This window comes from Streptomyces sp. NPDC001027 (assembly GCF_040299045.1).
Taxonomy (GTDB): domain Bacteria; phylum Actinomycetota; class Actinomycetes; order Streptomycetales; family Streptomycetaceae; genus Streptomyces.
This window is the reverse complement of the sequence record NZ_JBEPBI010000303.1, coordinates 1-8,234: the sequence shown is the minus strand read 5'-3', so window position 1 is coordinate 8,234 and position 8,234 is coordinate 1. Positions and strand designations below refer to the sequence as shown.

4 protein-coding genes and 1 riboswitch are annotated in these 8,234 nt (G+C 71.5%); of the genes, 3 read left to right on the top strand and 1 reads right to left on the bottom strand.

What is annotated here, in order from left to right; translation table 11 throughout:
* Positions 1–91: 91 nt before the first annotated feature.
* Complete coding sequence (locus tag ABT300_RS38745; RefSeq protein ID WP_351686294.1) at positions 92–3,664, bottom strand: NACHT domain-containing protein; 3,573 nt, start codon at positions 3,662–3,664, stop codon at positions 92–94.
* Positions 3,665–3,806: 142 nt separating this feature from the next.
* On the opposite strand from ABT300_RS38745, the gene ABT300_RS38740 reads away from it, so the two are divergent.
* From ABT300_RS38740 to ABT300_RS38730, 3 genes are all read left to right on the top strand, one after another.
* The gene (locus tag ABT300_RS38740; protein ID WP_351686292.1) at positions 3,807–4,313 is read left to right on the top strand and encodes a GNAT family N-acetyltransferase; all 507 of its coding nucleotides are present in this window, start codon (positions 3,807–3,809) and stop codon (positions 4,311–4,313) included.
* A 52-nt stretch (positions 4,314–4,365) separates the two neighbouring features.
* Positions 4,366–4,501: riboswitch (cobalamin riboswitch) on the top strand.
* A 125-nt stretch (positions 4,502–4,626) separates the two neighbouring features.
* The gene (locus ABT300_RS38735; protein ID WP_351686290.1) at positions 4,627–7,011 is read left to right on the top strand and encodes a ribonucleoside-diphosphate reductase subunit alpha; all 2,385 of its coding nucleotides are present in this window, start codon (positions 4,627–4,629) and stop codon (positions 7,009–7,011) included.
* A complete protein-coding gene (locus ABT300_RS38730) occupies positions 7,011–8,090 on the top strand; it encodes a ribonucleotide-diphosphate reductase subunit beta (RefSeq protein WP_502978086.1) in 1,080 nt (359 codons plus the stop codon). Before ABT300_RS38735 ends, ABT300_RS38730 begins: the two co-directional genes overlap by 1 nt.
* Positions 8,091–8,234 lie beyond the last annotated feature (144 nt).

Here is an 8,234-nt window from a genome sequence, read left to right as displayed (position 1 = left end):
GCGACCCGCTACGACAAGACCGCCGAGTCCTACCAGGCAGCCGTCACCCTCGCCTCGCTCCTGATGTGGGCGTGACATTTGAAGACAGCTCCTAGTCCCGTGTCCGTCGGGCCATCGCGTCCCAGAAGCGGTCCAGTTCGCCGACCCGCATGCCGACCCAGTTCGGGGTCTTCCGGCGCAGCCCGCGGGGCAGCCAGCGCCGGACGCTGCCGGGCAGCAGCGCCTGCTGCTGGCGGCAGAACGGCTCGCGGATCTCTCCCCGGGGCACACCTCCCCGGGGAGGGTACGGGCAGAGCTGGAACTTGCAGTCGGACAGACAGGTCGTGCCCGGCGCGGGCGGGGTCGACGTGCCGATGCGCAGTCCGGGCCGCAGCGGCTCGCGGTCCGTGCGGATGCACGGCGGCAACGACATCCCGGGCTGCTCCATGCGGGCCAGGCGTTCCTCGACCTCGTCGGGGTGGCCGTCCCGCTCGACGAGGTTCAGCATCACCAGGACGTCGGCGACCAGGCGTTGGGCACGCGGGTCGAGGGTGCTCCAGCCGACCGAGGGCGGAATCCACAGGTTGTGCCTGCGGTATCCCCCGGTGTCGCCCGCGCGGGCCCCGATGTTGTCGGCGACGCCCTTCTCGTCGATCCACAGGAACCGCTCGGGCTGTCCGGTCTCCAGGGCGAGGGCGGCCAGGTCGCCCGCCTCGGCCACGAACGGATGCAGGCGCCGCCGGGTAGGTCCGTCCGGGGAACCGGGCGCCGCGTTCACCGTGCCCGCCATCGACAGCCAGCGCTCCACCGTCTGCACGGCGTTGGTCCCACCGCTCTGCTGGAGGGGCTGCCGCCCGTCGGAGCGACCGCCTGCCAGGTCCGGGAGCTCCCACAGACACAGCGCCTGAAGCAGGCTGAGCTGCGCGTACCAGCAGCGTGACTGCTGCAGCACGGTCTCCGCCTGGCGGATCAGGTCGTCCCGGCCTCCCCGGTACGTCTGCGGGTGGCGGTGGCGGCGGTTGGCCGCGTACTTGAATCCCTGGGCCAGCGCCGCCTCCAGGGCGAGCGGCAGATCGGGGGATCCGCCGGTGAACTTCGGGTCGAGGTGGCGCAGCCATTTGGTGAGGCGTTCCCGGGCCTCGTCGCGATGGGCCTCGTCGACGGAGCCGAGGAGCATCGGGAGCATCCAGGCCCGCATCACGAACTCCCGGAAGAGATCGACCCGTTGCTGCCGGTAGCGCCGGTTCAGCTCCTTGCGGTCCTCCTGGAGCCGCCCGACGTCCTCCTCGGGCGCGCCTCCCGGAGCCGCGCGGACCGCCCGTGCCCGTCCCATCCGCGCGGCCCATGTCTCGTACTCCCGTCTCTTCCAGGCCCTCAGCCTGTCGAGCCGGTCGTTGTACTCCTGGACGGGGTCGCTGTTCAGGCCGACCCGCTCGCGGATCACCGCGAACGCCGCGTTGCCGCCGGTGCCGAACTCCTGGGCGACGACCAGGCGGATGGAGTAGGAGGGCTCCCGGACGGCCAGTTGGAAGAGCTCCCAGTACAGCGGGGTGGTGTCGATCCGGTCGGAGACCGCCCGCAACGCGGCTCCCAGCTGTTTGAGGACCCTGTGCTTGGCGTCCCTCAGGGTGCGCCGGTCGCCCTTGATCCCGGGCCAGTGCCGGCGCACCGCCCGCACGATGTCGCCCAGGTGCCTCGGGTCGGCCTCGGCGCTCTCGATCTCCAGGGCGGCCGCATAGAGGTCCAGGGCCTTGGGGTCGTCGGTGCGCCGGCCCGCGGCGGCGCACAGCCGGGAGGCGAGCGGGCGGCCCCGCACGGGGGCGCGCCGGATCCGCTCCGCGATCTCCTTGCGCACCTCGGCCCGCACGCCGCGCCTGCGGTCCAAAGGGTCCGCCGCCCGCCGCCGGGACATCAGGACGAGTGCGATGAGCAGTTCACGGCTGGGTCCGGGCGGCTGCAGCGCCTGCTCCGTGAGGTCCCCGGCGCCCCGCTCCCCGAGGTGGCTCAGCACGCGACTGCCGAAGTAGGCCTGGACGATGCTGTGCGGGAAACGGACCCTGTGCTCGAGGCCCTCCACCAGTCTGAGCCTGCTCGCGTGGGCGGCGAAGCGGGCGAGGACGGCATGGCACTGGTCCATGTTGCCCTCGCGCAGCCGTCTGCGCTCCGGTTCGCCGAGACGCTCGCACAGCGTGTCCCAGATCTGTTGCCGGTCCCAGTCGGACAGCGTGTGGTCGCGCTTGCCGTACTGGTCGAAGCCGCGGCCGGCGAACAGGCGCTCGGCCCGGACCCGGGCGCGCCGGGCCGGGCCGGGGTGCAGGACGTCCGGGTCGAGCAGCTCCGCGAAGCCGACCTCCAGCGTGTCCTGGAGCAGTCCGACGCAGGCCAGCGCGCAGACCACTTCGAGGGTGTCGCGGCGTTCGTCGGGGGTCAGCGCGACGTCCTCACGCAGCTTCCCCTCGCACAGCCCCTCGGCCCACGTCTCCAGCAGCCAGAGCCGCAGGGCGGCGCGGTCGCGGCTGCGGGTGAGGACGCTCGGCGGGTCGTCCTCGGGGCGGTCGTGCTCCAGCAGTCCCCGCCGGTGGAGTTCGCGGGCGATCTGCAGGTAGACCGGCGACTCGGTCACCTCCGCCGTCTCGACGATCCAGTCCACCCGGCGCTCGTCGGTCTCCGGCACGTCCGCCTCGACGAAACGCAGCGCCGCCTCCTCGCTGAGCGGTTCGAGCACCACGATCGCGGCGGAGGTGGTCTCCAGCGGGCTGTGCGGCCGGGAGGCGATGACCAGGGGCAGCTTCTCCTCGCGGGCGCGCTCGATGGCCCGCCGGATGACGTTGTCCCGGTTCTGCTGCCGGCCGTCGTCGAGCAGGGCCTCCTCCAGGCCGTCGGCGAGGACGACCGGCTTGTCGTCGGCGAGGAGTTGCTGCCACACCCGGTCGGTCTTGCTGCGGGCCAGAACGCCCTTGGGCGCCTCCTGGGCGAACCGCTGCCTGGCCAGATGCTCGAAGTTGAGGTCGGCGCCGTCCGTCGCGTCGCGCAGCCTGATCGGCACCGGTACGGCGTTCTGGCGGGCCAGGAGTTCGGTGAGCCGGACGAGGACGGCGGTCTTCCCCGCGCCGACGCCGCCGACGAGCAGATACGGCCGCCGGGTGTCGCGCTCCCGCAGCCGCTCGGCGATGACCTGGGCGATGTCCTCCCGGCCGACGATCTCGCGGGTGTCGTATCCGGCGGTGGGCACCAGCCGGCGCGGATCGCGCAGCGCCTTGGTGAGGTAGCGCCGCTTGGTCCAGCGGTACCACCAGAACAGGAAGAGGGCGGCGGCGATCGAGGCGGCGAGGACCGGTCCGACGAACCGGGAGACGATCTCGAAGCCCTGGTTCTGCTGACGCCACTTCTCGAAGCCGGTCGTGTCGTGGGTGACGAGGATGAACACGCCCTCCCCCACCCAGGCGAGCACCGCGAGCACGGCGACCAGCCAGATCGCCCGGGTGACGTTGGCGTACGAGAGCCATCGGCGCCATTTCTTGGGGCGGGCGACGCCGCGACGGGCCTCCAGACGGATCGTCAGGGAGTGCCAGCGGCCGACGAGGCCGCGTCCGAAGCTGGTTCCCGCGCGCCGGAAGGGCAGGGTGGCCATCGGCGCGTCGCGCGGTCGCTCCTTGCCGGGCGGATGGCGGACGACCCTCGTCATGGCGTTCTCCTTGCGCGTTCCGGGACGGATTCCCCGGTACGGAGGACCCGCGGGGCAGAGGATCGACGCGGCGCCGACGGCTCCTTCCATGGAATCACTCCCGACGGCCTGCGCAACCCGGGCGTCCGGCAGACTCGGGGCCATGGACATCGCGATACGGCGGGCCGCGCCCGGCGAGTACCGGGCCCTCGGTGACATCACCGCGCAGGCCTATCTCCAGGACGGGCTCCTCGACTTCGGTGAGGAGGACGCGTATCTGCCGGTGCTGAAGGACGTCGCCGCGCGGGCGGCCGCCGCCGAGGTGCTGGTGGCCGTGGACGGCGACCGGCTCCTCGGCGGCGTCACCTTCGTGGCCGGTCCCGGCCCGGTCGCCGACATCGCGCGGCCCGGTGAGGCCGAGATCCGTGCGCTCGCGGTCGCGCACGCGGCCCGCGGCCGGGGCGCCGGCGAGGCGCTCGTGCGGGCCTGCCTGGAACGGGCGCGGGCCACGGAGGGCTGCACGGCCGTCGTCCTGTCGAGCCAGCGCAGCATGCACACCGCACACCGCATCTACGAACGTCTCGGCTTCGTCCGCACACCCGAGCGGGACTGGAATCCCGTGCCGCACCTGGACGACCTCACTCTCCTCACCTATGAGTTGACCCTCTGAAACCATCCCGACACAACATCTGGGGGTGGCGTGACGGGTGAACACAAGATGTATGCTCATGCTCGCTGTCGCTGCAGGGGAATCCGGTGCGAATCCGGAACTGTCCCGCAACGGTGTACTCGCGTGCATCCCTACCCGTATGGGCACGCCTGTTCAGTCCGAGGTCCTGTCGACAGCGCGCCCGGCCGTCCGGTCCGGGTGCCCTGACGTCCGGGCCTCGTGGAGTGGGCCGGTGGACGCGACGCCCCCGCGCGCTCGTGTGCTGCCCCCTGCCCTCCGCCAGGCCCCTTGCCGAGCGAGGGAGAGCCCCCACGTGACCATCGCGCCAGCCGAACCGGCCTCAGTCACCGAGCTGCAGACCGACGGTCCCGGTACCGCGTTGCTGCGGACCCTGACCGAGCTGACCGCCGACCTGCCCGACGCCGACCCCGGCCGGGTCGCGGCCGCCGCGCTGCGCGGCCGGTCTGCGCGGACTGCCTCCGAGATCACCGCGGAGCTGCGCGAGCTGGCCACGGAGGCGGCCGCGGGCCTGATCTCCGAGGACCCCGCCTACTCGAAGCTGGCGGCCCGCCTGCTGACGATCGGCATCGTCGAGGAGGCCGCCTCCCAGGGCGTCACGTCGTTCACCGAGTCGATCGCCGTCGGGCGCCGCGAGGGCCTGATCGCGGACCGCACCGCCGAGTTCGTGCGCGTGCACGCGGCCCGGCTCGACGCGCTGATCGACTCCGCCGCCGACGACCGCTTCGGCTACTTCGGACTGCGCACCCTGCACAGCCGCTACCTGCTGCGGCACCCGATCACCCGCAAGGTCGTCGAGACGCCCCAGCACTTCCTGCTGCGCGTCGCCGCCGGTCTGGCGGAGGACGACACGTCCCGCGCCCTGGACGAGGTCGCCGCGCTGTACCGGCTGATGAGCCGGCTGGACTACCTCCCGTCCTCGCCCACGCTCTTCAACTCCGGCACCCGGCACCCGCAGATGTCGTCCTGCTACCTCCTCGACTCCCCGCTGGACGAGCTGGACTCCATCTACGACCGCTACCACCAGGTGGCCCGGCTGTCGAAGCACGCCGGCGGCATCGGTCTGTCGTACTCCCGCATCCGCAGCCGGGGTTCGCTGATCCGCGGCACCAACGGGCACTCCAACGGCATCGTGCCGTTCCTCAAGACCCTGGACGCCTCGGTCGCCGCCGTGAACCAGGGCGGCCGGCGCAAGGGCGCGGCGGCGGTCTACCTGGAGACCTGGCACTCCGACATCGAGGAGTTCCTGGAGCTGCGGGACAACACCGGCGAGGACGCCCGGCGTACGCACAACCTGAACCTCGCGCACTGGATCCCGGACGAGTTCATGCGCCGGGTCAACGCCGACGAGCCGTGGTCGCTGTTCTCCCCGGCCGACGTGCCCGAGCTGGTCGATCTGTGGGGCGACGAGTTCGACGCGGCCTACCGCAGGGCCGAGGCCGCCGGTCTGGCCAAGAAGACCATCCAGGCCCGCGACCTGTACGGCCGCATGATGCGCACGCTCGCGCAGACCGGCAACGGCTGGATGACGTTCAAGGACGCGGCCAACCGCACCGCCAACCAGACGGCCGAGCCGGGCCATGTCGTGCACTCCTCCAATCTCTGCACGGAGATCCTGGAGGTCACGGACGACGGCGAGACCGCGGTGTGCAACCTGGGCTCGGTGAACCTGGGCGCGTTCGTCGACACGACGAACGGCGACATCGACTGGGAGCGGCTGGACGAGACGGTCCGCACCGCGGTCACGTTCCTGGACCGCGTCGTCGACGTCAACTTCTACCCGACCGAGCAGGCGGGCCGCTCCAACGCGCGCTGGCGTCCGGTCGGGCTGGGCGCGATGGGCCTCCAGGACGTCTTCTTCAAGCTGCGGCTGCCCTTCGACTCGCCCGAGGCCAAGGCGCTGTCCACCCGCATCGCCGAGCGCGTGATGCTCGCCGCCTACGAGGCCTCCGCGGACCTCGCCGAGCGGAGCGGCCCGCTGCCGGCCTGGGAGAAGACCCGCACGGCCAGGGGCGTGCTGCACCCGGACCACTACGGCGTCGAGTTCGCCTGGCCCGAGCGCTGGGCGGCGCTGCGCGAGCGGATCGCCTCGACGGGGCTGCGCAACTCCCTGCTGCTCGCCATCGCGCCCACCGCCACCATCGCCTCCATCGCGGGCGTGTACGAGTGCATCGAGCCGCAGGTGTCGAACCTGTTCAAGCGCGAGACGCTGTCCGGCGAGTTCCTCCAGGTCAACTCGTACCTGGTGCAGGAGCTCAAGGAGCTCGGCGTGTGGGACGCCCGCACTCGTGAGGCGCTGCGCGAGGCGAACGGCTCGGTGCAGGGCTTCGCGTGGATCCCGGCCGAGACGCGTGCCCTGTACCGCACGGCGTGGGAGATCCCGCAGCGCGGACTGATCGACATGGCCGCCGCCCGCACCCCGTACCTCGACCAGGCGCAGTCGCTGAACCTGTTCCTGGAGACGCCGACGATCGGCAAGCTCTCCTCGATGTACGCGTACGCGTGGAAGTCGGGTCTGAAGACGACGTACTACCTGCGCTCGCGCCCGGCCACCCGGATCGCCCGGGCCGCCCGGGCCCAGGCGCAGCCCGAGAACGCCATTCCCGTGCAGCAGGCCGCCGACCCCGACGCCGTCGCCTGCTCCCTGGAGAACCCCGAGTCCTGCGAGGCCTGCCAGTAATGACCACCGCACCTGAGAAGACCCAGCAGACCCAGACGACCGAGCAGACGGAGCAGACCGAGGGCTTCGAGAAGTCCGGGAAGAACCTGCTCGACCCGGGCTTCGAGCTGACCCTGCGCCCGATGCGCTATCCCGACTTCTACGAGCGCTACCGGGACGCCATCAAGAACACCTGGACCGTCGAGGAGGTCGACCTCCACTCGGACGTCACGGATCTCGCGAAGCTGTCCGAGGGCGAGCAGCACATGATCGGCCGGCTGGTCGCGTTCTTCGCGACGGGCGACTCGATCGTGGCGAACAACCTCGTGCTGACGCTGTACAAGCACATCAACTCCCCCGAGGCGCGCCTGTACCTGTCGAGGCAGCTGTTCGAGGAGGCCGTGCACGTCCAGTTCTATCTGACGCTGCTGGACACCTACCTGCCCGACCCGGACGACCGGGCGGCGGCCTTCGCGGCGGTGGAGAACATCCCGTCCATCCGGGAGAAGGCCGAGTTCTGCTTCAAGTGGATCAACGAGGTGGAGAAGCTGGAGCGGCTGGAGTCGCAGGCCGACCGGCGCCGCTTCCTGCTCAACCTCATCTGCTTCGCCGCGTGCATCGAGGGCCTGTTCTTCTACGGCGCGTTCGCGTACGTCTACTGGTTCCGCAGCCGGGGTCTGCTGCACGGTCTGGCCACCGGGACCAACTGGGTGTTCCGCGACGAGACCATGCACATGAGCTTCGCGTTCGAGGTGGTCGACACGGTCCGCAAGGAGGAGCCTGAGCTCTTCGACGACCGGCTCCAGGAGCAGGTCACCGCCATGCTCCGGGAGGCCGTCGAGGCCGAGCTGCAGTTCGGGCGCGATCTGTGCGGCGACGGCCTGCCCGGCATGAACACCGAGTCGATGCGGCAGTACCTCGAGTGCGTCGCCGACCAGCGCCTGTCGCGGCTCGGCTTCGCCCCGGTGTACGGGTCGGAGAACCCCTTCTCCTTCATGGAGCTGCAGGGCGTTCAGGAGCTGACCAACTTCTTCGAGCGCCGTCCGTCGGCGTACCAGGTCGCGGTGGAGGGCACCGTGGACCTGGACGAGGACTTCTGAGTCCGCACCCGGGTCTGCTCCCGGGTCACGGGCCGCGCGGCCGTCGCGATCTGCGCGGCCCGCGCGGCGGCCTTCAGCTGGCGGTCGAGACGGGGCGCCGGGGTTTTGGCCCCCGCCCCCCGGGGCCCCGGGGGCGAGGGGAGG

Coding starts and splice junctions, on each gene's coding strand:
- ABT300_RS38745 (WP_351686294.1), bottom strand. CDS start 3,664: ATGACGAGGGTCGTCCGCCATCCGCCCGGCAAGGAGCGACCGCGCGAC.
- ABT300_RS38740 (WP_351686292.1), top strand. CDS start 3,807: ATGGACATCGCGATACGGCGGGCCGCGCCCGGCGAGTACCGGGCCCTC.
- ABT300_RS38730 (WP_502978086.1), top strand. CDS start 7,011: ATGACCACCGCACCTGAGAAGACCCAGCAGACCCAGACGACCGAGCAG.